Annotated in this window: 22 protein-coding genes; 9 read left to right on the forward strand and 13 right to left on the reverse strand. The window is 70.6% G+C overall.

Going from position 1 to position 23611, the window contains the following annotated elements; translation table 11 throughout:
• Nucleotides 1-69: 69 nt before the first annotated feature.
• The 4 genes from ACRRSS_RS05730 to ACRRSS_RS05745 all read right to left on the reverse strand — a co-directional run bounded on the left by ACRRSS_RS05730 (nt 70) and on the right by ACRRSS_RS05745 (nt 3501).
• Entirely contained in the window at nt 70-1440 is a 1371-nt protein-coding gene (locus ACRRSS_RS05730) for an FAD-dependent oxidoreductase (RefSeq protein ID WP_435970117.1), read from the reverse strand.
• A 137-nt stretch (nt 1441-1577) separates the two neighbouring features.
• Nucleotides 1578-2384 carry a hypothetical protein gene (locus tag ACRRSS_RS05735; RefSeq protein ID WP_435970118.1) on the reverse strand — a complete coding sequence of 269 codons (807 nt, stop codon included), beginning with the start codon at nt 2382-2384 and terminating at the stop codon, nt 1578-1580.
• Nucleotides 2385-2416: 32 nt separating this feature from the next.
• Nucleotides 2417-2686 (reverse strand): DUF397 domain-containing protein, encoded by a 270-nt coding sequence (locus ACRRSS_RS05740; protein ID WP_435970119.1) that lies wholly within the window; start codon nt 2684-2686, stop codon nt 2417-2419.
• Nucleotides 2668-3501: a helix-turn-helix domain-containing protein gene (locus tag ACRRSS_RS05745; RefSeq protein ID WP_435970120.1), complete on the reverse strand. Its 834-nt coding sequence runs from the start codon at nt 3499-3501 to the stop codon at nt 2668-2670. The genes ACRRSS_RS05740 and ACRRSS_RS05745 overlap by 19 nt, the downstream gene beginning before the upstream one ends.
• A gap of 132 nt (nt 3502-3633) precedes the next feature.
• Here ACRRSS_RS05745 and ACRRSS_RS05750 point away from each other — a divergent pair, with 132 nt between their 5' ends.
• Together ACRRSS_RS05750 and ACRRSS_RS05755 are read left to right on the forward strand one after the other, a co-directional pair.
• Nucleotides 3634-3855 (forward strand): hypothetical protein, encoded by a 222-nt coding sequence (locus tag ACRRSS_RS05750; RefSeq protein ID WP_435970121.1) that lies wholly within the window; start codon nt 3634-3636, stop codon nt 3853-3855.
• The gene (locus ACRRSS_RS05755) at nt 3852-4067 is read left to right on the forward strand and encodes a hypothetical protein (protein ID WP_435970122.1); all 216 of its coding nucleotides are present in this window, start codon (nt 3852-3854) and stop codon (nt 4065-4067) included. The genes ACRRSS_RS05750 and ACRRSS_RS05755 overlap by 4 nt, the downstream gene beginning before the upstream one ends.
• 67 nt (nt 4068-4134) lie before the next feature.
• Here the strand turns inward: ACRRSS_RS05755 and ACRRSS_RS05760 are convergent, their stop codons facing one another.
• Both ACRRSS_RS05760 and ACRRSS_RS05765 read right to left on the reverse strand, forming a co-directional pair.
• On the reverse strand, nt 4135-4407 hold the full coding sequence (locus ACRRSS_RS05760) for a hypothetical protein (protein WP_435970123.1): 273 nt from the start codon (nt 4405-4407) through the stop codon (nt 4135-4137).
• A gap of 76 nt (nt 4408-4483) precedes the next feature.
• Nucleotides 4484-6802 (reverse strand): hypothetical protein, encoded by a 2319-nt coding sequence (locus ACRRSS_RS05765; protein ID WP_435970124.1) that lies wholly within the window; start codon nt 6800-6802, stop codon nt 4484-4486.
• Nucleotides 6803-7040: 238 nt separating this feature from the next.
• Here ACRRSS_RS05765 and ACRRSS_RS05770 point away from each other — a divergent pair, with 238 nt between their 5' ends.
• The 3 genes from ACRRSS_RS05770 (at nt 7041) to ACRRSS_RS05780 (ending at nt 9648) form a co-directional block, all read left to right on the forward strand.
• Nucleotides 7041-7964 carry a hypothetical protein gene (locus tag ACRRSS_RS05770; RefSeq protein ID WP_435970125.1) on the forward strand — a complete coding sequence of 308 codons (924 nt, stop codon included), beginning with the start codon at nt 7041-7043 and terminating at the stop codon, nt 7962-7964.
• Between the two features lie 96 nt (nt 7965-8060).
• Nucleotides 8061-8810 carry a DNA repair protein RecO gene (recO, locus tag ACRRSS_RS05775; RefSeq protein WP_351901432.1) on the forward strand — a complete coding sequence of 250 codons (750 nt, stop codon included), beginning with the start codon at nt 8061-8063 and terminating at the stop codon, nt 8808-8810.
• 13 nt (nt 8811-8823) lie between these two features.
• Nucleotides 8824-9648, forward strand: coding sequence for an isoprenyl transferase (locus ACRRSS_RS05780; protein ID WP_435970126.1), 825 nt, complete (start codon nt 8824-8826; stop codon nt 9646-9648).
• A gap of 54 nt (nt 9649-9702) precedes the next feature.
• On the opposite strand, the gene ACRRSS_RS05785 is transcribed toward ACRRSS_RS05780, so the two are convergent.
• From ACRRSS_RS05785 to ACRRSS_RS05800, 4 genes are all read right to left on the reverse strand, one after another.
• A complete protein-coding gene (locus ACRRSS_RS05785) occupies nt 9703-10113 on the reverse strand; it encodes a Fur family transcriptional regulator (RefSeq protein ID WP_351901428.1) in 411 nt (136 codons plus the stop codon).
• A gap of 71 nt (nt 10114-10184) precedes the next feature.
• Complete coding sequence (locus ACRRSS_RS05790; protein WP_435970127.1) at nt 10185-11078, reverse strand: metal ABC transporter permease; 894 nt, start codon at nt 11076-11078, stop codon at nt 10185-10187.
• Nucleotides 11079-11094: 16 nt separating this feature from the next.
• Nucleotides 11095-11868: a metal ABC transporter ATP-binding protein gene (locus ACRRSS_RS05795; protein WP_435970128.1), complete on the reverse strand. Its 774-nt coding sequence runs from the start codon at nt 11866-11868 to the stop codon at nt 11095-11097.
• A gap of 26 nt (nt 11869-11894) precedes the next feature.
• On the reverse strand, nt 11895-12884 hold the full coding sequence (locus ACRRSS_RS05800) for a metal ABC transporter substrate-binding protein (protein ID WP_435970129.1): 990 nt from the start codon (nt 12882-12884) through the stop codon (nt 11895-11897).
• A 166-nt stretch (nt 12885-13050) separates the two neighbouring features.
• Here ACRRSS_RS05800 and ACRRSS_RS05805 point away from each other — a divergent pair, with 166 nt between their 5' ends.
• Entirely contained in the window at nt 13051-14433 is a 1383-nt protein-coding gene (locus tag ACRRSS_RS05805; RefSeq protein WP_435970130.1) for a glycine--tRNA ligase, read from the forward strand.
• A gap of 271 nt (nt 14434-14704) precedes the next feature.
• On the opposite strand, the gene ACRRSS_RS05810 is transcribed toward ACRRSS_RS05805, so the two are convergent.
• Both ACRRSS_RS05810 and ACRRSS_RS05815 read right to left on the reverse strand, forming a co-directional pair.
• Nucleotides 14705-15295, reverse strand: coding sequence for a TetR/AcrR family transcriptional regulator (locus ACRRSS_RS05810; protein WP_435970131.1), 591 nt, complete (start codon nt 15293-15295; stop codon nt 14705-14707).
• 43 nt (nt 15296-15338) lie between these two features.
• On the reverse strand, nt 15339-16376 hold the full coding sequence (locus ACRRSS_RS05815; protein ID WP_435970132.1) for an aldo/keto reductase: 1038 nt from the start codon (nt 16374-16376) through the stop codon (nt 15339-15341).
• Nucleotides 16377-16606: 230 nt separating this feature from the next.
• Between ACRRSS_RS05815 and ACRRSS_RS05820 the strand changes: the two genes are divergently transcribed.
• Nucleotides 16607-16870, forward strand: coding sequence for a DUF6243 family protein (locus ACRRSS_RS05820; RefSeq protein ID WP_435970133.1), 264 nt, complete (start codon nt 16607-16609; stop codon nt 16868-16870).
• 327 nt (nt 16871-17197) lie between these two features.
• Here the strand turns inward: ACRRSS_RS05820 and ACRRSS_RS05825 are convergent, their stop codons facing one another.
• Nucleotides 17198-18655: an MFS transporter gene (locus tag ACRRSS_RS05825; RefSeq protein WP_435970134.1), complete on the reverse strand. Its 1458-nt coding sequence runs from the start codon at nt 18653-18655 to the stop codon at nt 17198-17200.
• Nucleotides 18656-18707: 52 nt separating this feature from the next.
• Between ACRRSS_RS05825 and dusB the strand changes: the two genes are divergently transcribed.
• Nucleotides 18708-19844, forward strand: a complete 1137-nt coding sequence (dusB, locus tag ACRRSS_RS05830; RefSeq protein ID WP_435970135.1) for a tRNA dihydrouridine synthase DusB — start codon at nt 18708-18710, stop codon at nt 19842-19844.
• A 355-nt stretch (nt 19845-20199) separates the two neighbouring features.
• Complete coding sequence (ppdK, locus tag ACRRSS_RS05835; protein WP_435970136.1) at nt 20200-22911, forward strand: pyruvate, phosphate dikinase; 2712 nt, start codon at nt 20200-20202, stop codon at nt 22909-22911.
• Nucleotides 22912-23611: the final 700 nt, after the last annotated feature.

The following is a 23611-nucleotide window of genomic DNA, read 5'->3' on the forward strand; positions in this document are numbered from 1 at the left end:
GGCTCTCGCCTCTTCCCGGTCCTTTCAGGGTAGGACCGGGAAGAGGCGAGGGCCGCCCGTACGGGGGTGCTACTCGATCGCGCCGCTCGCGCGGAGCATGTCCTCGCGCTCGACGATCTTCACGCGCTCGCGGCCCTGCGGCTCGCCGAGCGCCTGCTCGGCGGCGTCCAGGGCGTACCAGCCCTCCCACGTCGTGTACGTGAGGCCCTTGCCCTCCAGGAAGGAGACGACCGCCTCCGGCTCCGGGGTGGCGGGGGTCAGCAGGCGCCCGTTCGCGAAGTCGTCCAGGAGGTTCGCCACGGTCTCGTTGGCGTCGCCCTTGGTGTGGCCGATGAGGCCGACGGGGCCGCGCCGGATCCAGCCGGTGCAGTACGTGGAGGCCATGTGCTCGCCGGTCTCCTCGATGACCCGGCCGCCCTCGTCCGGCACGGTGCCGGTCGTGGTGTCCCAGGGGAGCTTGGGCAGCTCGTCGGAGAGGTAGCCGACCGCGCGGTAGACCGCCGACACGTCCCAGTCGGTCATGGCGCCGGTGCCCTTCACGTTCCCGGTGCCGTCCAGCTCGGTGCGCTCGGTGCGGAGGCCGACGACCTTGCCGTCCTCGCCGAGGATCTCGACCGGCGACTCGAAGAAGTGCAGGAACAGCTTGTGCGGGCGGTCGCCGACGTCGCGGATCGCCCAGTTCTCCAGCGTCTTGGCGACCATGTCGGTCTGCTTGTTCTTGCGCCGCTCGGCGATCGAGCCCTCGTCGTAGTCGATGTCCTCGGGGTTGACGATGACCTCGATGGTGGGGGAGTGGTCCAGCTCGCGCAGCTCCATGGGGCTGAACTTGGCCTGGGCCGGGCCGCGGCGCCCGAAGACGTGGATCTCGACGGCCTTGTTGACCTTGAGACCGTCGTAGACGTTCGGCGGGATCTCGGTCGGCAGCAGCTCGTCGCCGGTCTTGGCGAGGATGCGGGCGATGTCGAGGGCCACGTTGCCGACGCCGAGGACGGCGACCTTCTCCGCTTCGAGCGGCCAGGTGCGCGGGACGTCCGGGTGGCCGTCGTACCAGGAGGCGAAGTCGGCCGCGCCGTACGAGCCGTCCAGCTCGACACCGGGGATCTTCAGCTCGCGGTCGGCCATGGCGCCGGTCGAGAAGACCACGGCGTCGTAGAAGGCGCGCAGGTCGTCGAGGTGGACGTCGGTGCCGTAGTCGACGTTGCCGAAGAGGCGGACCTGCGGCTTGTCGAGGACCTGGTGGAGGGCCTTGACGATGCCCTTGATCCGGGGGTGGTCGGGGGCGACGCCGTAGCGGATGAGGCCGAAGGGCGCCGGCATCCGCTCGAAGAGATCGATGGACACGCCCGGCTCGGCGGCGGCCTCGGACTTCAGCAGCGCATCGGCGGCGTAGATTCCGGCGGGGCCGGCGCCGACGATCGCGACCCGGAGGGGGCGGGGCATGACTGGGTTCCCTTCGCAAGCGACATGGCGGCGAAGCCGCCGACACTTAGGTCACCCTAATTAACATCCCGCGCACAGTGGTACCCGACCCCGGTCTATGAGCCCATAAGGCGAACTTATGACTTCCCAAAGTCGGGCTAGGCCCCGCCCTCGGCGAGGGCCTCGACCGTCACGAGGGCCAGGGCCGCCAGGCCCCCGAGCCCGCAGAGGAGGAGGAACGTCCCCGCCGAGATGCTCAGGCGCTGCATGAACCCCGGCTTCAGCGTGTAGACGTCCGCCGGGTCCTTCGGATCGTAGGCGACCTCCAGGTACGGACCGTGGCTGAGGTGGGACACGGTGCGGGTCGTCCCGGTGGTGTCGACGTAGAGGTAGGTCCCCGGCACGTTGGCCGGCCGGGCGAACTCCCTGACGCCGTGCTCGCGCACCCGCCGCGTGTGGGCCCACTGCCCGAACTCGTAGACGCCGGCCCCGAGCGTCACGGCCGTGACCAGCCCGATCACGGCGATGCCGACGGCATAGCCGGCGCCTCCGGTGACCCCGGCGATGACGGACAGGGCGACGACCGCCCCGAGGAGCACGAGCACGAACCACATGAACCGGCGCAGGTGCCTTCGCTGCCAGTGCGTCCTGAAGGTCCTCAGGACGACGAGCGCGGCGCCGTCTACCTCCTCGTCCGGCTCCAGCAGCAGCGAGTTCACGCCGTCGGCGAAGGCGGTGGCGGCGGCCTCGCTCACGCCCTCCACCCGGTGGACCACGGGCGTGGTCCCGGCGCGAGCCCGCAGCTCGACGGCGACGGCCCCTCCTTCGGCCCGCACCCGCCCGACGGCCTCGCCGGGGATCGTGAGCTCCTCGCGGGGCCGCTCCAGGAACAGCCCCTCGGGGGCGGCGCTCAGGGTGATGCCGCCGTGTCCCTTGAGGACGGGTATGGACGCGATGATCGACATGGCCGCGAGCCTAGGGCGAACGGCTGTCCGCGTCAGCCCTTGAGCGCCGTGACGAACGCGGCCCAGGCGACGGCTGCCACGACCAGGACGGGGCCTTCGGTCTGCTTGCTGTCGCGGACGGGAACGACGCCGTCGACGCCGTCCAGGACTTCGAGGCAGTCGCCGCCCTCGCCGTTGCTGTAGCTGCTCTTGCGCCAGACGGTGTCCGTGAAGTCGTAGGAGACCTCGACGCAGCTGCCGCCCTCCCCGTTGCTGTGGGAGCTCTTGAACCAGTGGGCGTTGGTCAGGTCGTACGCGCGCATCGTCTGAAGTCCTCCGCCGCCGACTCGATCAGGGCCAGGGACGCCTCCGGCGACAAGGCGGCGACCCTGAGCAGATCGTAGGCGCGCTGTGCGCGCTTCACCACCGCCGGATCATCGAGGAGCGTCCCCGAAAACGACGTCTCCGTATAGGCCGTTGGCGGCTGGTCACCAAACTCCATGAGCTGGAGCATGCCGTTCATGGAGGCGTGCGCGCCCGCCGCGCGGGGCACTACGGTCACCAGCACCCACCGCTTCCGGATCAGGGTCGCGATGTGGTCGAGCTGCTCGGCCATGACGGCGGGTCCGCCGACCGGGGTGAGCATGGCGTTCTCGTGCAGGGTGACCCAATACTCGGGCCTTGTAGCGTCCGAGAGGACCCGCGCCCGTTCGATCCGCGAGGTGACCTTCTCCCCGACGTACTCCTCCGTGACGAAGGGGTTCGCGGCCAGCGTCACCACCCGGGCGTACTCCTTCGTCTGGAGCAGCCCGGGGATCACCGTCGGCGCGAACTCGCAGATCTTCGTCGCCACCGCCTCCAGCTCCGCGACCGCGTGGAAATAGGACGCGTACGGCGACTTCTCGATGAGTTCCCTACACGTCCGTTCGAAAATACCGCCGGTTTGTAGTACCTCGTCGATTCGCGTCGCCACGTCCAGCTGCGGCTTTCGAATTCCCTGCTCGAACAGGCCGATGTACGCACCCGAGACGAACACGCGTCTGCCCAGTTCCTCCTGGGTAAGACCCGCAGCCTCCCGGCGCTCCTTCAGCAGCTCGCCGAAGAACACCCACACGTCCTGCCGCTTGCCTCTGGCCATGGATTAACTCCCCTATCCGACGCCACAGTTGTACGGCCCGCGCGTCTGCCGATTCTACGGATCCGGCCCCACCCTGGTGAGGCGAAGCAGGAAATGGATTCAGAAAGGCATACGTTGGTGAAGGAAGACATCATGAAGACGACCACGGGGGCCATCGAAGCCGCACAAGAGGCAGTGACGGAATTGCGCGAGGCACTCGCGAGCGCGGGAATCAGGCTTCCCTCGCTCGGGCTCGACGTCGTCACCCTCGCCGCCGATCCTCCGAGGCCGCTCGTCGAATTGGGATGCTGCTCGGTGGAAACGGCACGGCTCCTCGCCGCCGCCGTCCTGCCGGGGGAGGAGAACCGGTCATGACACTGCCCATCGGGTCGTACGTCGTGGAGATCCGCACCGGGCGGGTCGGGACGGTCATGGGGCACGAGGGGCCCTATGTCCAGGTCCGGCCGCTGGGCGGCGGACGCGAGTGGGACGTGGAGCCCGAGGGGGTGCGGGAGGCGACGTCGGCCGAGCGGCTGAGCGCGGCCACGGCGCACGTGAACGCGCGAAGCCGGGGCGAGGTGCCCTGACGGCGCGCGACGGACGCGGAACGCCCGGCCGGGGAGGGTCCCCGGCCGGGCGTCCGTCGTGCTGAGGTCAGGTCCGCTGGTGCCTTCGGAGCGCCCGGAACCCCTTCACCGTGATGACCGCGCCCAGGAGGGCGAAGCCGACGAGCAGCAGCGGGGCGTTCTCCAGGCCGACGCCGGCCAGCAGCGTCAGGGAGGCGATCACGTCGAAGAGGTCCAGGCGTGCGTCGGTCCGGACCGCGGGGTCGGGGCGGCGCATCCGGCGTACGACGGGGACGAGGGCGGTGAGCTGGAGAACGGCCAGGGCCACGATCGCCCAGCGGAACGCGACAGGTATGTCCACGCCCCGAACTGTACGGATCGGCTCGTCGCCCCGAACGGACGGGAGGTGAAGTGCGGTCCAACTCCCGTCCCCGCCCCTAGCCGCCGCTCGGGCGTCGCCTCTTCCACCACACCAGGGCCGCTCCCGCCGCCGCCAGGGCCGCGGCGATTCCGGTGATCAGGCCGACGGGGGCGCTCGACCCGGTGTCGGCGAGGTCTCCGTCGGGGTCCTGCGGGTCCCGGGTCGGGGCCGGGCCGGGGGGTGTGGTCGACGGTGCCGGGGTGGACGGGGTGTCCGTGGGCTTCGGCGGGTCCGACTTCGTCGGCGACGGGGTCGGGGCGGTCGGGGTCGGGGTCGGCGTGGGGTTCGTGGCGCCCGCCTTGCCGCTGGTGTCACCGCCGAGGAACGTGAGGCCGTTCTCCTTGTAGGAGAGGGCCTCGCTCTTCACATGGCGGGTGACGTCGTCCAGGTTGGGCTTCCGCGCGGTGAACGTCGTCCGGGGAATGTTGCGCTGCGGCTGCTTCGAGAAGTCCACGCCACCTGTGGTGTAGATGTACACCTTGTCGCCGAGGGGGAGTTCGTACTCGTAGTCGCCCTCGGTGAAGGAGCGGCGCATCTCGCGCCACACGGTCATCTTGTCCCACGAGGCGTTCTCGCCGCGCAGGGGCCAGCGCCGGACGTCGTCGCTGTCGATGATCCGGTTGAAGGAGCCGCCGAACGCCGTCGGGTCCTTCGTGACCGTCTGGCGGACGTACTCGGCTCCGATGCGGGCCTTGTAGACGCGGCGCAGGTCGGCGTACCTCGCGTCCTCGTTGATCTTCTTCTCGACCACCGGCACGATCGTGTCCTGGTAGACACGCATGTTGTGGGCGATCTGCTCCTTGGTCAGATCGCACTTCGCGCCACCGCCACCGGGGGTGCCGTAGTCCTGGGCGACCGTCTTGACCTCAAGAGGGCTGTCGAGGATGTAGACGCCGTCGTCCTGGAGCCGCACCTGGGCCTGCTTCGGCACGATCCAGTTCCGGGTGGAGTTCATGCACGGCGCCCCGTCGACGCGGGAGATGCCGTACCAGAACGTCCTGCCCGCCTCGGTCCCGGGATCCTGCGCGCGGCCGAACTCGCGCTTCATCTCCATGTCGGCCTCGAGGAGGATCCGCCCGGCGTCGGTCCTGTCGAACGGCGCCTTCATGATCGTGCCCGGGTCGTCCGGGTTGAGGTTGACCCAGAAGTGGTCCGGGGTCAGGGCGAGCCAGGTGTAGAAGGCGTCGGAGATGAGCCGGGCCTTCGCCTTGCCGCCGTATCCCGGGTTCTCCTCCTCGTCGGTGTTCCTCGCGCTGTACGCGTAGTGGAGGTTCCCGCTCTTCGTCTGCCCGATGTACGACAGGTCGAGGGTGGAGAAGTCGACGCCGCCGGGGCCGCGGATGTTCTGCGCCGGGTTCTGGACGAGGCCGCGGGCCCGCTCCACCTGCCGGCGATGGGTCTCGGGGTTGGGCGCCGAGCGCTGCGTCATGTCCACGCCCGAGCCGACGGCCGGCCTGCGGGGGTCCGGGTTCATGCCGTCGGCGACCTTGCGCATGTACGTGGTCTGCTTGAACTGCGGGTCGGGCGTGGCGGAGTGCCGGTAGTACTTGATGCCCGCGTCGTTGTACTTCCTGATCGTGTTCGCGTCGGGTTCCTGGCCGTTGATGTAGACCACGCGCCAGCCGCGCTGGACGAGCGCCTTGTCGACCGGGAGCTGCTTGGCGTCGAAACCGATCCCGGACTTGATCTCGTAGATCGTCTTCGTCCGCATGTTGATCGCGTCGAAGTTCCGGGTGCTGCGCGGGAAGTTGTTGCCGAGCTCGGCCTTCAGCTCCCGGTACAGCCGCGGGTCCAGCTCCTTGAGGCTGCCCTGGCAGATCCAGTCGACCCCGCCGAGGTTGAAGTGGCGGACGACCTGGCGCTCGAAGCCCTCGCCGCGCTTGTTGTTGCCCTCGTTGCGGATGTAGACGTTGTTCAGCCACTCGTTGAAGCCTCCGGCGTACGGCTTGGGCCCGGCCTGCTTCTCCTTCCAGGTGGCGGCGGCGTTCTCGATGCTGCCCCACGGGTACTTCTTCGGGTCGTTCCCCTGGGGGAGGCCGACCACCGAGGGGTCCGCCAGACCGTCGAAGCCCTTGGAGAGGTGCTCGTACGGGTAGAGGATCCGCTCGGCGTTCGGAGTCGACCACTGGCCGGGTCCCGCGGGCTTCCAGCCCGGCAGCGACGCGCGGGGCGGTGGTGTCGGAGTGGTGCCGTACCTGTCCATGCAGCGCTGGGGCGCCGCCTCAGCCTCGCCCTGGAGACCGGGCAGGCCTCCGGCGAGGAGGACGGTCGTGCCGAGCACGACGGCGGCCGCCCGTGCGGTCAGCCGACCGCGGGCGCGTATCGATGAGTGCACGATGTGAATTCCCTCGTGGGGGCAGGGAAGCGTGAGCACCGGCGCGCGCGGCGACGGTGCGGGAGGGGACGCTGCGTGGCCCCCGTAGCGGCAGCTGCCCCGCCCAGCACCATAGCCACCGACGCAGTGGTCGCCGCAAGACGTTCCGTGCGTGTCGTCTGTGTCAACTCCCTTACAGTGTGCGGACTTTGCGAAGGGCCCGCGGATGCGGGGGACGGGCCCGCCTAGGCTCTGGGGCATGAGCAACGACCACTCCGCCGCCGCGCGGGAGCTCCTCGTCGAGCGGTGGCTCGACGACGCGCACGTCCTCGCCCACCGGCTCGAACAGGTCCACCTGCCCGAGGGGTTCCCCTTCGACTGGACACCGGCCTCGCTCACCGACCTCGAAGCGGCCCTGCTCGCCGACGAGGAGGGGCCCGACGAGGAGTTCGAGCGGGCCGCCTGCGTCTACGTCGGCGAGATCCTGATGGACGTCTGCGGCGGGCGGTGGGGGCTCGACACGGACGCCGACCCCGTGGAGGGGGAACCGGTCGTCGAACCGGACCCGGCCCTCGGCCTGCCGCCCGTCTCCCTGCCGGGCCTGATCGCCGTCGCCGTCGCCGTGGGCAGCGGGCACGAGCTCACCGGGGAACGGGAGCGGCTCCTCGCCGCCGTGGAGGCCCGCCGGGCCGCCGTCCCCGGCTGGGAACCCGTCAAGGAGCGCTCGCCGCTGGACCCGCTCGGCCCGCAGCCGGAGGACCCGTGGCTGACCGGCCGGCTCCGCGAGCGGGAGGAGGCCTTCCCCGCCTGGGCGGCGGCCGCCCCCGCCGCGGGCCCCTGGGACTTCTCCCTCGACAGCCTCGACCGGCTCGAAGACCTCGTACGCGGCCGGTACGCGACCACCGGGGCGTTCGACGCCGACCTGGGCGGGGCCTTCCTCACCGGGGCGGTCTGGTACCTCGGCGAGGTCGTCCGGCGGCACGGCGACAGCGTCTGGCTCTACTGGGCCGAGGACCCCGGCGCCGAGCGCGGCAGCCACCACCACCCCGACAACCCCTGGTCGGGGCTGCCCTTCCTCCATCGGCCCCACCGGCGCATGGCCCGGCCCCTGGACCCGGTGGAGACGCTGCGGGGCGTGGTCCGGTACGGGGACACGTACCGGCTGCGGGGGCTCGTCCCCTGACCCCGCACGGCTCCGGCCCGGGGCGACCCCTCCACCGCCCCGGCGCCTTCCCCCGCTCCGGCCCGGGGCGCCTCCGCCGTACGCGAGAATGGGCGCATGAGTCTGTTCCGCGACGACGGCATCGTGCTGCGCACCCAGAAGCTGGGTGAAGCGGACCGCATCATCACCCTCCTCACGCGCGGTCACGGGCGCGTACGCGCCGTGGCGCGCGGGGTCCGGCGGACCAAGTCGAAGTTCGGCGCGCGGCTCGAACCGTTCTCGCACGTGGACGTGCAGTTCTTCGCCCGGGGGAGTGAGCTGGTCGGACGCGGCCTGCCGCTCTGCACCCAGAGCGAGACCATCGCCGCGTACGGCAGCGGGATCGTCACCGACTACGCCCGCTACACCGCCGGCACCGCCATGCTGGAGACGGCGGAGCGGTTCACCGACCACGAGGGCGAGCCCGCCGTGCAGCAGTACCTGCTGCTCGTGGGCGGCCTGCGGACCCTCGCCCGGGGCGAACACGCCCCCCACCTGATCCTGGACGCCTTCCTCCTCCGCTCCCTCGCCGTGAACGGCTACGCGCCCAGCTTCGAGGACTGTGCCCGATGCGGGATCCACGGTCCCAACCGGTTCTTCTCGGTCGGGGCGGGCGGTGTCATATGCGGCGACTGCCGGGTACCCGGAAGCGTCGTACCCTCAGCGGAGGCCATCGGCCTGCTCAGCGCGCTGCTCACCGGCGACTGGGCGACGGCGGACGCGTGCGAGCCGCGTCACGTCAGGGAGGGCAGCGGGCTCGTGTCCGCCTATCTGCACTGGCACCTGGAGCGCGGCCTGCGCTCCCTGCGGTACGTAGAGAAAAGCTAGGAGAGACCACGTCATGGCCATCGCACGACTCCTCGGTCGCCAGCGCCGGGAGTACAGCACTCCCGAGCCGCACCCGTCCGGTGCCCACCCGCCGAAGCTCCAGTCCGAGCTCGTCCCGGAGCACGTCGCGATCGTCATGGACGGCAACGGCCGCTGGGCCAAGGAGCGAGGTCTGCCCCGCACCGAGGGTCACAAGGTCGGCGCCGAGCAGGTGCTCGACGTGCTCCAGGGCGCGATCGAGATGGGCGTGGGATCGATCTCGCTGTACGCCTTCTCCACCGAGAACTGGAAGCGCTCGCCCGAGGAGGTGCGCTTCCTCATGAACTTCAACCGCGACTTCATCCGCAAGTCCCGCGACCAGCTCGACGCGCTCGGCATCCGGGTGCGCTGGGTCGGCCGGATGCCGAAGCTGTGGAAGTCGGTGGCCAAGGAGCTCGAGATCGCGCAGGAGCAGACCAAGGACAACACCAGGCTCACCCTGTACTTCTGCATGAACTACGGCGGTCGCGCGGAGCTCACGGACGCGGCGCAGGCGCTGGCCGAGGACGTGAAGGCCGGCCGGCTCGACCCGGCGAAGATCACCGAGAAGACCATCCAGAAGTACCTCTACTACCCGGACATGCCGGACGTGGACCTCTTCCTGCGGCCCAGCGGCGAGCAGCGCACCTCCAACTACCTGATCTGGCAGAGCGCGTACGCCGAGATGGTCTTCCAGGACGTGCTGTGGCCCGACTTCGACCGCCGCGACCTGTGGCGGGCCTGCGTCGAGTACGCCCAGCGCGACCGGCGCTTCGGCGGCGTCGACCCGGCCGACATGGCCGTCCTCGACAAGGGCTGAGCGGATACGGACAGGGCCCGCACCCCACGGGGTGCGGGCCCTTCGTATGTCAGGTCACTTCCCGGCGCACTCCGCGCAGGTGCCGAAGATCTCCACCGTGTGCGCCACGTTCACGAAGCCGTGCTCCGAGGCGATCGTCTCGGCCCACTGCTCCACCATCGGGCCCTCCACCTCCACGGCCTTGCCGCAGAGACGGCAGACCAGATGGTGGTGGTGGTCGCCGGTCGAGCAGCGCCGGTACACCGTCTCGCCCTCGCTCGTGCGCAGCGCGTCGACCTCGCCCGCGTCCGCCAGGGACTGGAGCGTGCGGTAGACGGTGGTGAGGCCGACGGAGTCGCCGCGGTGCTTGAGCATGTCGTGCAGCTCCTGGGCGCTGCGGAACTCGTCCACCTCGTTCAGCGCCGCCGACACGGCGGCCCGCTGCTTGGTCGAGCGGCCTCGTACGGGGGGTCCTGCCGTCACCACGGGGGCCTCCTTGAATGCTTGTCTGCCCCCGCCATTCTGCCAGCCCCCCGCGCCCCCACGGCCGGACCGGATCAGACCTTCACGTCGTCCGTCGGCCGCCGGGTCGCCGGAACCGGCGCGTCGCAGGTCTCCGCACCCGTCTCGGCCGCCCGCGCACGCCGTTTGGCGAGCGGTGCGGCGAGCAGGGTCAGCAGGACGAAGACCCCGATCGCGTACAGCACGATCGTCGCGCCGGGCGGTACGTCCTGGTAGTACGAGGTGACCGTGCCCGCCAGCGTGACCGTGATGCCCGTCACCACCGCGAGGACGAACGTCGTGCGGAAGGACTTCGACAGCTGCTGGGCCGCCGCCACCGGCACCACCATGAGCGCGCTGACGAGGAGCAGGCCGACGACCCGCATGGCGACCGTGACGGTCACCGCGGCCGTGACCGCGATCAGCAGGTTCAGGGCGCGCACCGGGAGGCCGGTGACCCGGGCGAACTCCTCGTCCTGGCTGACCGCGAAGAGCTGCCGGCGCAGTCCGACCGTGACCAGGACGACGAAGGCGGCCAGGATGCCGATCGCCGTGATGTCCTCGGTGGAGACCGTGGAGAGCGAGCCGAAGAGGTACGAGCTGAGGTTGGCGTTGGAGCCGGTCGGCGAGAGGTTGATCAGCAGGACGCCGCCCGCCATGCCGCCGTAGAAGAGCAGCGCGAGCGCGAGGTCGCCGCGGGTCTTCCCGTACGCCCGGATCAGCTCCATCGCGACCGAGCCGACGACGGCGACCAGGGTCGCCATCCAGACCGGGCTGGAGTTCAGCAGGAAGCCGAGGCCGACGCCGGTCATGGCGACGTGGCCGATGCCGTCGCCCATCAGCGCCTGACGCCGCTGGACCAGGTAGATGCCGACGGCGGGCGCGGTGATGCCGACGAGCACGGCCGCGAGGAGCGCGCGCCGCATGAAGGCGAGATCGAGCATTTCCATGATCAGGTCAGCTTCCTCAGGTCAGCAGACCCGTGCGGAGCGGCTCACCGGCCGCGTGCGGATGGACGTGGTCGTGGCCGGGCAGGGCGTGCTGGCCGAGGGCCTCGGGCGGCGGGCCGTCGTGGACGACACAGCCGTCGCGGAGCACGACCGCGCGGTCGATCAGCGGCTCCAGGGGGCCCAGCTCGTGCAGGACGAGGAGGACCGACGTGCCGCCCGCGACCTGCTCGCGCAGGGTCGAGGCCAGGATCTCCTGGCTGGCCAGGTCGACCCCGGCCATCGGCTCGTCCATGATCAGGAGTTCGGGTTCGGAGGCGAGCGCGCGGGCGATCAGGACCCGCTGGTGCTGGCCGCCGGAGAGCGCGGAGACGGAGTCCTTGGCGCGGTCGGCGAGACCGACGAGGTCGATGGCCCGCTCGACGGCGGCCTTGTCGTCCCTGGTCAGCCAGCCGAACCGGCGGCGGGAGAGCCGGCCGGAGGAGACGACCTCGCGGATGGTGGCGGGGACGCCGCTCGCGGCGGTCGTGCGCTGCGGTACGTAGCCGACCCGGGCCCAGTCGCGGAACCGCCTCCGCTCCGTGCCGAACAGTTCGATCGTGCCGCCGGTCAGCGGCACCTGGCCGATGACGGCGCGGACCGCGGTGGACTTGCCGGAGCCGTTGGCGCCGAGCAGGGCGACGACCTCACCGCGGCGGACGGTGAGGTCGACACCGCGGAGGACGGGCCGGGCGCCGAGTGCCGCCGTGGCCCCGCGGACGGAGATGACGGGTTCCGCTTCGAGGGATGCCATGGCTCGTACCTCCTGCTGTGCTGTGGTCACTTGGCGCCGAGGGCCTTCTGCAGCGCGGTGAGGTTCGACCGCATGACCTCGATGTAGTCATCGCCCTTGGAGGTCTCCGTGATTCCCTCCAGCGGGTCGAGCACGTCGGTCCTCAGACCGGTGTCGCTCGCGAGGGTCTTCGCGGTCCTGTCGCTCGCGAGGGTCTCGAAGAAGACCGTGGTGACCTTGTCGTGCTCCGCGACGTCCTGGAGTTCCTTGATCCGGGCGGGGCTCGGCTCGGACTCGGGGTCGATGCCGGAGATGCCCTCCTGGTCCAGGCCGTAGCGCTCGGCGAGGTAGCCGAAGGCGGAGTGCGTGGTGATGAAGGTCTTCGTCGCGGTGTTCCTCAGGCCGGTCTCGAAGGCGGTGTCCAGGTCGCCGAGCTTCTTGACGAGGGCGGCCGTGTTCTTCTCGTAGTCGGCGGCGTGGGCCGGGTCGGCCTTCTCCAGGGCGGTGCCGACGCCCTTGGCGACCTCGGCGTACTTCACGGGGTCGAGCCAGATGTGCGGGTCGGCGCCGGCCTCGGAGCCGTGGTCGTGGCCCGCCTCTTCCGCCGCGTGCTCCTCGGTGCCGTGGTCGTGGCCCTCGTGGCCGACCTCGGTGCCGTGCTTCTCCAGCGTGGTGAGGGTGGCGGCGTCGACGGTGTTCTCCACGCCGGCCTGGGCGATCGCGTCGTCGACGGCGGGCTGGATGCCCTTGAGGTAGAGGACGACGTCGGCCTCGCCGAGCTCGCCGATCTGCTTCGGTTTGAGCTCCAGGTCGTGGGGTTCGACGCCGGGCTTGGTGAGCGTGTTGACGGCGACGTGGCCGCCGCCTATCTGCTCGGCCAGGTACTGCATGGGGTAGAACGACGCCACGACGTCCAGCTTGCCGTCACTCCCCTTGCCGGCCGCGTCGGAGGTCCCGCCGCAGGCGGAGAGGGTCACGAGGCCGAGCGCGACGGCTCCGGCGACGGCGGTGGTGGGTATCAGGCGGCGTACGTTCATGACACTCATTTTCAACAAAACTGGAAACGATTGTCAATTGTCGTACGTGTGGCCCCGCCCACCCGACCTCTCGGGCGGGCCCCGCACCGAACCGATTTGATACAGGGGGTGCGGGCGCCGGTAACCTGAGGCATTCGCACTTCGTCGTCGTAATGAAGAGAGCACCGTGGCCGCCGACAAGATCGACACCATCGTCAGCCTGAGCAAGCGCCGTGGCTTCGTCTACCCGTGCAGTGAGATCTACGGCGGCCAGAAGGCCGCCTGGGACTACGGACCGCTGGGTGTCGAACTCAAGGAGAACATCAAGCGCCAGTGGTGGCGTTACATGGTCACCGCGCGCGAGGACGTCGTCGGTATCGACTCGTCGGTCATCCTGGCCACCGAGGTCTGGGAGGCCTCCGGTCACGTCGCCACCTTCACCGACCCGCTGACCGAGTGCACCTCCTGCCACAAGCGCTTCCGCGCGGACCACCTGGAGGAGGCGTACGAGGAGAAGCACGGCCGTCTCCCCCAGAACGGCTTCGCCGACCTCAACTGCCCCAACTGTGGCAACAAGGGCACCTTCACCGAGCCCAAGCAGTTCTCGGGTCTGCTCTCCACGCACCTCGGCCCGACCCAGGACACCGGCTCCGTCGCCTACCTGCGCCCCGAGACCGCCCAGGGCATCTTCACCAACTTCGGCCAGGTCCTGCAGACCTCGCGGAAGAAGCCCCCGTTCGGCATCGGGCAGATGGGCAAGTCCTTCCGGAACGAGATCACTCCGGGCAACTTCATCTTCCGCACCCGCGAGTTCGAGCAGATGGAGATGGAGTTCTTCGTCAAGCCGGGCGAGGACGAGCAGTGGCAGGAGTACTGGATGGAGCAGCGCTGGAACTGGTACACCGGCCTGGGTCTCCGTGAGGAGAACATGCGCTGGTTCGAGCACCCGAAGGAGAAGCTCTCCCACTACTCGAAGCGCACCGCCGACATCGAGTACCGCTTCTCGTTCGGCGGCAGCGAGTGGGGCGAGCTGGAAGGTGTCGCCAACCGCACCGACTACGACCTGAACGCGCACTCCAAGGCCTCCGGCGCCAACCTCACCTTCCTGGACCAGGAGTCCGGCGAGCGCTACACGCCGTACGTCATCGAGCCCGCCGCCGGTGTCGGCCGCGCGATGCTGGCCTTCCTGCTCGACGCGTACAGCGAGGACGAGGCCCCCAACGCCAAGGGCGTCATGGAGAAGCGCGCGGTGCTGCGCCTCGACCCGCGCCTGGCGCCGGTCAAGGTCGCCGTCCTGCCGCTGTCCCGCAACCCGCAGCTCTCCCCGAAGGCCAAGGGTCTGGCGGCGGACCTGCGCCAGAACTGGAACATCGAGTTCGACGACGCCGGCGCCATCGGCCGCCGCTACCGTCGTCAGGACGAGATCGGCACCCCGTTCTGCGTGACCGTCGACTTCGACACCCTCGACGACAACGCGGTGACCGTGCGCGAGCGCGACACCATGAAGCAGGAGCGCGTCTCCCTCGACCAGATCCAGGGCTACCTGGGCAGCCGCCTGCTCGGCTGCTGACTCTGTCCGGAAGGCCTGACGGGAAAGCCCCCGGTTCCGTCCTCGGAACCGGGGGCTTTCCCCTGCCGTCGGGCCACGAGCGGCAGGCGGTCGGCCCAGCCGATCGCTGAGGCGGCGCCCGGGCGGGCCGGTGGCTCGGCGGGTGCGGACATGGTTCCCCTGGGAGCGCGTGCGGTCGCGGTGCGGGGGAACGCCGGACAGGGAACCGGTCACGCGCCGGACAGGGAGGGGGAGACTCCGGGCCGAGCGATCTTCAAGAGGGTCGTGGTTCTCAGGCCCGCAGAGCCCGCCGCACCAGGGAGACGACCGCCGTGAACGCGCCCTCGGCGCCCGGCGCGGACCAGTCGGCGGCGTGCGCCGGGTTGTGGAAGCGGTCCGTGGCGTCGAAGACCGCGCGGGCCGTCGTCCCGAAGTCCCGCTCCGGGGCCGCGAACAGCCCCTCGCCGTGACCGTCCTCCAGGATGCGGGCGATCTGCTCCACGAGGTGGTCCTCGTGCCGGTCGACCACCGCGCTGTTCTCGCCGATCAGGACCTGGAACGTGGCCATCAGCTCCGGATCGCCCCCGGCCTTGCGGCGCTTGAGGGTGAAGAGGGCCGCGAGCCAGCCGGTCAGCCGCTCGTCCGCGGGCTCCTCGCCCTCGACGTACGGCCGCAGCTCGACGATCGTCCGCTCCAGCCACCGCTCGGTCACCGCCTCGCGCAGGGCCGCCTTGGTGCGGAAGTGGCGGTAGACGCTGCCGTGACTGACGCCGAGGACCCGGGCCACGTCCACGACGGTCGCCTTCGCCGGCCCGTAGCGCCGGAGCACCTCCTCCGTGGCTTCGAGGATGCGCTCGGCGGTCAGGGTCTCGGTGGCGGCCATGGAATGACAGTACCTGTCAGTCACCGCTGTCCGGCGGGGCCGGTCAGTGCTCGCTGTCCAGGTGCGCCATCTGCGCCGCCGGGTAGCGCTCGCCGGCCGCGGCGCCCGCCGGGACGGCCTCCTCGATCGCGGCCAGGTCGGCGGCGTCGAGCGTGACGTCCAGGGCGCCGAGCGCCTCCGCGAGCCGGTCCCGGCGCCGGGCGCCGACCAGCGGGACGATGTCCGCGCCCTGCCGCTCGGCCTGCGCCAGGACCCAGGCGACGGCGATCTGCGCGACCGTCACGCCCTTGGCCCCGGCCAGCACCCGCAGCCGCTCCACCAGGTCCAGGTTCCGGTGGAGGTTCTCGCCCTGGAAACGCGGGCTCATGCCCCGGAAGTCGTTCGCCGCCAGCTCCCGGTCCCGGGTGAAGTGGCCGCTGATCAGCCCGCGCGACAGCACCCCGTACGCCGTGACGCCCACGCCCAGCTCGCGGGCGGTGGGGAGGATCTTCTCCTCGATGGAGCGGGAGATCAGCGAGTACTCGATCTGGAGGTCCGCGATCGGGGCCACGGCCGCCGCCCGGCGCAGGGTGTCCGCGCCGACCTCGGAGAGTCCGATGTGCCGCACGTGACCCGCCTCGACCAGCTCGGCGATGGCGCCGACGGTCTCCTCGATCGGCACGTCCGGGTCGACGCGGGCGATCCGGTAGATGTCGATGTGGTCGGTGCCCAGCCGCTGGAGCGAGTAGGCCGCGAAGTTCCTCACGGCGGCCGGCCGCCCGTCGTACCCCGTGAAACCGCCCTCGACGGTGCGCAGCGCGCCGAACTTCACGCTGGTCAGGGCCTGCTCGCGGGCGGTGGCGGGCGCGCTCCGCAGCGCCTCGGCGATCAGCAGTTCGTTGTGTCCCATTCCGTAGAAGTCGCCGGTGTCGAGCAGGGTCACCCCGGCGTCCAGGGCGGCGTGGATGGTCGCGATCGATTCGGCGCGGTCGCTCTCGCCGTACAGCGCGGACATCCCCATGCAGCCCAGGCCGAGGGCGGAGACCCGCGGGCCGGTGGCGCCGAGCGGACGGGTGGGGACGGGGGGCCTGGTGGTGCTCATGGCTGTCTCCTCGGAAGGGGGACGGACGGTGTGACAGAACAACCATGACATGACCGATGACAGATTTCAATATCTGTCATTCCCGTGAGGGTGCGGGGAAAATCGGGTGCTCCCGTCAGGAGGCCCGGGTAGCGTCACCGGCATGTCCTCGTTCTTCCAGATCTACGAGTGAGCGCCGTCGCCGGCAGACCGAGCTCGACCACCGCCCACCTCACCGACGGGAGAACACCATGGCCAAGAGCCGCAACAACCTCCTCGGCGTCGGAGGACAGCGCAAGAAGCTGTCCCGCGCCGACCAGCACGGCGCCGGCCACGGCCGCACGGCGGCCCAGCGCGCCGACGACGACCGCAAGCAGGCCCTCCTGAAGAAGATGCGCGAGCGCGCGCGGGGAGCCGAGAGCGCCGACGGCACCGGGACGGCCGACAGCGCCCCGGGCGCCGACAGCGCCGACACGACGGCCGACCCCAACGGGACCGCCACCGGCCAGGAGTAGTCGCCACCACCGCACGACGAAGGCCCGAGGCGTCCGCCGCCTCGGGCCCCTCGCGCGCTCTGCCCCACCGACCTTGGCAGCCGCACGGACAGGCTCACCGTAACCGCGACCAGGAGCGTCGTCGTCAGGGCCGTGCCCGAGTCCGCCGGAGCGTCGGCCGCAGGCTCGGGCAGAGGGAGCCGAGGATGGCGACGCCCAGGCCGAGCGCCGACTGCTGGGTGGTCACCATGACGCCGCTCCCCACGCCCTGCCCTCACCGCCCGCCGGGCGGCCCGCGACGACGCCGCCCTCACCGTCGTCCGAGGCCCGCGCGGAGCGCCCGGGGCCTCACCGGTGTCCGGCGTCCGCCCGTACCGCGGGCCGCGGGTCCTCGTCCTCCTCCGCCAGGCACCGGGCCGTCCGTTCCGCCGTCCCCCGGGCCCACTTCCCGCTGGTCAGCGCCCCGACCACGAGGACGGCGAGGCCGCAGGCCGTCACGACCCAGTAGCCCGGCCGGGCCGCCGCCGCGTAGGCGTCCGGGGGCATCCCCGCGCCCGCCCCGGCCGCGAGCACCGCGCCGAGGACCGCCACCCCGAGGGTCTGCCCGACCTGGCGGCTCGTGGAGGCGACCGCCGCCGCCACCCCCGCCTGCGCGCGGGGCATGCCCGACACCGCCGTGTTGGTGATGGGGGCGTTCACCAGGCCGAAGCCGATGCCGAAGACCACGTACCCGGTGAAGAGCAGCGGATCGCTCGTCTCCGCCCCGAAGGCCGCGAAGAGCAGCGCCCCCGACGCCATCGCCGTGCCCGCGAGCAGCAGCGGGATCCGTGGCCCGCGCGCGCCGGTGAGCCGTCCCGACAGCGGGGCGAAGACGAGGGTCATGCCCGCCATCGGCAGCATGAAGAGCCCGGCGCGCAGCGGGGAGAGGCCGCGCACGTCCTGGAGGTACAGGGTGTTCAGGAAGAGGAAGCCGCCGAACCCCGCGAAGGCGCAGACCGCGACGACGGTCGCCCCGCTGAACGGCGCGCTGCGGAAGAACCTCAGGTCGATGAGGGGCTCGCGGCGCCTCGGCTCGTACAGGAGCAGCCCGACGAGCGCCACGGCCGCGATCCCGAAGAAGAGCGGGTCGGTCTCGATGATCGCGTACGTGAGACAGCCGAGGAGCGCCGCCACCAGGAGCTGTCCGACGGGGTCGGGGCGGCGGGGCCGGGGGGCGCGGGACTCGGGGACGTACCGCAGGGTGAGGAGGAGGGCGACGAGGGCGACCGGCAGGTTGACCCAGAAGATCGCCCGCCAGCCGACCGACTCCACGAGCACCCCGCCCACCAGGGGCCCCGCGGCCATGGAGACGCCGACGACCCCGCCCCAGACCCCGATGGCACGCGCGCGTGCGGCGGGTTCGGTGAAGGTGTTGGCGATGATCGACATGGCGACCGGGTTGAGCATCGAGCCGCCCACGGCCTGCACCGCCCGGAAGGCGATCAGCGCCTCCAGGTTCGGGGCGAGGGAGCAGAGCAGCGAGCCGAGCGCGAAGACGATCAGGCCGGTCACGAAGACCTTGCGGCGCCCGACGCGGTCGGCGGTGGAGCCCGCGAGCATCAGCAGCGAGGCCAGGACGAGGGTGTAGGCGTCGAGGGTCCACTGCAGGCCGGAGACGGAGGCGTCCAGGTCGCGCCGGAGGGAGGGCAGGGCGACGTTGAGCGCGGTGTTGTCCAGGCTGACGATCAACAGGCTCATGCAGCAGATCGCCAGGACGACGAGCTTCCGGTCCCGGGGGAGCCGCGAGGAGCGTGTGAGCTCGGGCATGCTCGGATCGTACGGCTGCCTCACGACCGGCGCAGTGCGCGACAATGGCCCCATGACCGCGTTCTCCCCCCTCGCCATCGGGCCGCACATCGTGCAGCCGCCGGTGGTGCTCGCCCCCATGGCCGGCATCACCAACGCCCCCTTCCGTACCCTCTGCCGCGAGTACAGCGGCGGCAAGGGGCTGTTCGTGAGCGAGATGATCACGACGCGCGCCCTGGTCGAGCGCAACGAGAAGACGATGCAGCTCATCCGCTTCGACGCGACCGAGCGGCCGCGCTCGATCCAGCTGTACGGGGTGGATCCGGTGACGGTCGGCAAGGCCGTACGGATGATCGTCGACGAGGACCTCGCCGACCACATCGACCTGAACTTCGGCTGCCCCGTCCCCAAGGTCACGCGGAAGGGCGGCGGCTCGGCCCTGCCCTACAAGCGGCCGCTGCTGCGCGCGATCCTGCACGAGGCCGTGACCAACGCGGGTGACCTGCCGGTCACGATGAAGATGCGCAAGGGCATCGACGACGACCACATCACCTTCCTCGACGCGGGCCGGATCGCGGTGGAGGAGGGCGTGACGGCGATCGCCCTGCACGGGCGGACGGCGGCGCAGCACTACGGCGGCACGGCGGACTGGGACGCGATCGCGCGTCTCAAGGAGCACGTGCCCGAGATCCCGGTCCTCGGCAACGGCGACATCTGGTCGGCCGACGACGCCCTGCGGATGATGCGGGAGACGGGCTGCGACGGCGTGGTCGTCGGGCGCGGCTGCCTCGGGCGGCCCTGGCTCTTCGCGGACCTGGTGGCGGGCTTCGAGGGGACGGCGGCGTACGCCCAGCCCGGTCTCAAGGAGGTCGCGGACGCGATGGTGCGGCACGCGCGGCTGCTCGGCGAGTGGCTCGGCGACGAGGCACGCGGTGTCATCGACTTCCGCAAGCATGTGGCCTGGTACCTGAAGGGCTTCTCGGTGGGCTCCGAGATGCGCAAGAAGCTGGCGGTCACCTCCTCCCTGGACGAGCTGAGCGCTCAGTTGAGCGAGCTGGACCTGGACCAGTCGTGGCCGGTGGGTGCGGACGGCCCTCGGGGTCGTACGTCCGGAAACAACCGAGTCGTCCTGCCGGACGGCTGGTTGAAGGACCCCTACGACTGCTCCGGAGTGAGCGAGGAAGCCGAGCTGGACACGTCCGGCGGCTGAGATCCGGCCTTTCCGAAGGAGTGATCCTCGCCACCCTTGAGGGGTGTGGTGCTCAGATGAGCAGGTTACGAACGGCTGCACCGCCTGAAGGGTGGCACGGGGTGCCACCCTTTTTGCGTTCAAGAGTTGAACGCAAGTGCTCGGATGCGCGCTCATGTGAGCGCCTTCGGTCTTCTTTCGGTCATGGCGACTTCGGGGCCTGAAAGCGGAAGCTACCTGTCGGTTACTTTCGAAGTGCTGGCGGACGGGTGGTTAAGGCCACGTGACCGCTAGGCGTACCTCCCCAGAAGCCTTCGATCTGGGTATGTTCCTCGCCGTCAGGGCAGCCAACCGAGTCATCGAGGAGTCGGGACCCGTGTCGGAAAACAATGATCAGAAGTTCGTGTACGACTTCACCGAGGGCAACAGGGACCTGAAGGACCTGCTCGGTGGCAAGGGCGCGAACCTGGCCGAGATGACCAACCTCGGTCTGCCGGTCCCCCCGGGCTTCACGATCACCACCGAGGCGTGCAAGGTCTACCTCGAGAGCGGTTCGGAGCCGGTCGAGCTCCGCGACGAGGTCAGCGCGCACCTCGACGCCCTCGAGCAGCAGATGGGCAAGAAGCTCGGGCAGGCGGACGACCCGCTGCTCGTCTCCGTCCGCTCCGGGGCCAAGTTCTCCATGCCGGGCATGATGGACACCGTCCTCAACATCGGCCTCTCCGACGAGTCCGTCGCCGGCCTCGCCCGCCAGGCCGACAACGAGCGCTTCGCCTGGGACTCGTACCGCCGTCTCATCCAGATGTTCGGCAAGACCGTCCTCGGCGTCGAGGGCGAGCTCTTCGAGGACGCGCTGGACGAGGCGAAGACCGCGAAGAAGGTCGCCAGCGACACCGACCTCGACGCCGCCGACCTGAAGCAGGTCGTCGAGCACTTCAAGGCGATCGTGAAGGCCGAGACCGGCCGCGACTTCCCCCAGGACCCGCGTGAGCAGATGGACCTCGCCATCGAGGCCGTCTTCAACTCCTGGAACACCGACCGCGCGAAGCTGTACCGCCGCCAGGAGCGCATCCCGGGCGACCTCGGCACCGCCGTCAACGTCTGCTCGATGGTCTTCGGCAACCTCGGCCCGGACTCCGGCACCGGCGTCGCCTTCACCCGCGACCCCGCCTCCGGCCACGCCGGCGTCTACGGCGACTACCTGCAGAACGCGCAGGGCGAGGACGTCGTCGCCGGAATCCGCAACACCGTGCCGCTGGCCGACCTCGAGTCGATCGACAAGACGTCGTACGACCAGCTCATGCACATCATGAACACGCTGGAGACCCACTACAAGGATCTCTGCGACATCGAGTTCACCATCGAGCGCGGCCAGCTCTGGATGCTCCAGACCCGCGTCGGCAAGCGCACCGCCGGTGCCGCCTTCCGCATCGCCACGCAGCTCGTGGACCAGGGGCTGATCGACGAGGCCGAGGCGCTCCAGCGCGTCACCGGCGCGCAGCTCGCCCAGCTGATGTTCCCCAAGTTCGACGAGGACGCGAAGGTCGACCAGATCGGGCGCGGCATCGCCGCCTCCCCGGGCGCCGCGGTCGGCAAGGCCGTCTTCGACTCGTACACCGCGGTCAAGTGGTCCCGCTCCGGCGAGAAGGTCATCCTGATCCGCCGTGAGACCAACCCGGACGACCTGGACGGCATGATCGCCGCCGAGGGCATCCTCACCTCCCGCGGCGGCAAGACCTCGCACGCGGCCGTCGTCGCCCGCGGCATGGGCAAGACCTGTGTCTGCGGCGCCGAGGAGCTGGAGGTCGACACCAAGCGCCGCCGGATGACCACCGCCGACGGCCAGGTCGTCGAGGAGGGCGACGTCGTCTCCATCGACGGCTCCACCGGCAAGGTCTACCTCGGTGAGGTACCCGTCGTACCGTCCCCGGTCGTCGAGTACTTCGAGGGCCGCATGCACGCCGGCGCCGACGACGCCGACGAGCTGGTCCAGGCCGTCCACCGGATCATGGCCTACGCCGACCGCGTCCGCCGGCTGCGCGTCCGCGCCAACGCCGACAACGCCGAGGACGCCAACCGCGCCCGCCGCTTCGGGGCCCAGGGGATCGGCCTCTGCCGCACCGAGCACATGTTCCTCGGCGAGCGCCGCCAGTACGTCGAGCGGCTGATCCTCGCCGACACGGACGCCGAGCGCGACCAGGCCCTCGAAGCCCTCCTCCCGCTGCAGAAGACGGACTTCGTCGAGCTCTTCGAGGCCATGGACGGCCTGCCCGTCACGGTCCGGCTGCTCGACCCGCCGCTGCACGAGTTCCTGCCCGACATCACCGAGCTTTCGGTCCGCGTCGCCCTCGCCGAGTCCCGCAAGGAGCCGCACGAGAACGACCTGCGTCTGCTCCAGGCCGTGCACCGGCTGCACGAGCAGAACCCGATGCTGGGTCTGCGCGGTGTCCGTCTCGGCCTGGTCATCCCCGGCCTGTTCACCATGCAGGTCCGGGCGATCGCCGAGGCCGCGGCCCAGCGCGTCGACGCCAAGGGCGACCCGCGCGTCGAGATCATGATCCCGCTCGTCGGCACCGTCCAGGAGCTGGAGATCGTCCGCGAGGAGGCCGAGCAGGTCATCGCCGAGGTCCAGGCCCGCACCGGCGTCGAGCTCAAGCTCGCGCTGGGCACCATGATCGAGCTGCCGCGCGCCGCCGTGACCGCCGGTCAGATCGCCGAGGCCGCGGAGTTCTTCTCCTTCGGCACCAACGACCTGACGCAGACGGTCTGGGGCTTCTCCCGCGACGACGTGGAGGCCTCGTTCTTCACCGCGTACCTGGAGAAGGGCATCTTCGGCGTCAGCCCCTTCGAGACCATCGACAAGGACGGCGTCGGCGCGCTCGTGCGCAGCGCCGTGGAGGCCGGCCGGGCCACCCGCCCCGACATCAAGCTCGGTGTCTGCGGCGAGCACGGCGGCGACCCGGAGTCGGTGCACTTCTTCCACGAGGTCGGCCTCGACTACGTCTCCTGCTCGCCCTTCCGGATCCCGGTGGCGCGTCTGGAGGCCGGCCGCGCGGCGGCCGAGTCGAAGGGCAGCGACAGCCGCTGAACCGTGCCGGACGCCGGTTCGGGAGCGGCCGCGGGTCCTCCTGAACCGGGGTTCGGGAGCGGCCGCGGGTCCTCCTGAACCGGGGTTCGGGAGCGGCCCCCCGGTCCTCCTGAACCGGGGTTCAGGAACGGCCCCCGGTCCTGCTGAACCGGGGTTCAGGAGCGGCGGTCGGGCCCTCCTGAACGCCGGTTCAGCAGCGGAAACACGGAACCACCCCGGTACCACCGGGGCCGCCGTCGGTCACTTTCACCCTCACCGACGGGCGGCGGCTCCGGGCGCCAAAGAGAGCGGGGCGGACACCTTTGTGCGGAGGTGTCCGCCCCGTCGTCTTCGTCCCGTGCCTCGCCGGGCCTTTCGGCGCGCTCATTTCGCGTGATCGTCGACCGGATGTGAGTTCGTGTTCAATTACGGCCGATTCAAATATTGGCCGTTGAACTTTCCTGTTTCCTCGCCGCAAAGTCCGTGCCGCAAAGTCCTCGACCCGAGAACGGAGCGGGCGCGACCCCCGGATCCCCACCCGGAGGCCGCGCCCTTTACCGATGCCGGGCAGGTGAGCCGCAACCCTCGCCGACCGCCGCCGGACGGGCAAAGCCCCCCACGGTCTTCACCACGTCACCTCGGTCCTGAAGGTTTCCTGCCCGACCCGTACAGCTTTTCGGTTCCGGCCCGATTGCCGCGATGCTTTTCAACTGTGGCTGAA

This window comes from Streptomyces sp. Qhu_M48, assembly GCF_051305195.1.
GTDB lineage: Bacteria > Actinomycetota > Actinomycetes > Streptomycetales > Streptomycetaceae > Streptomyces.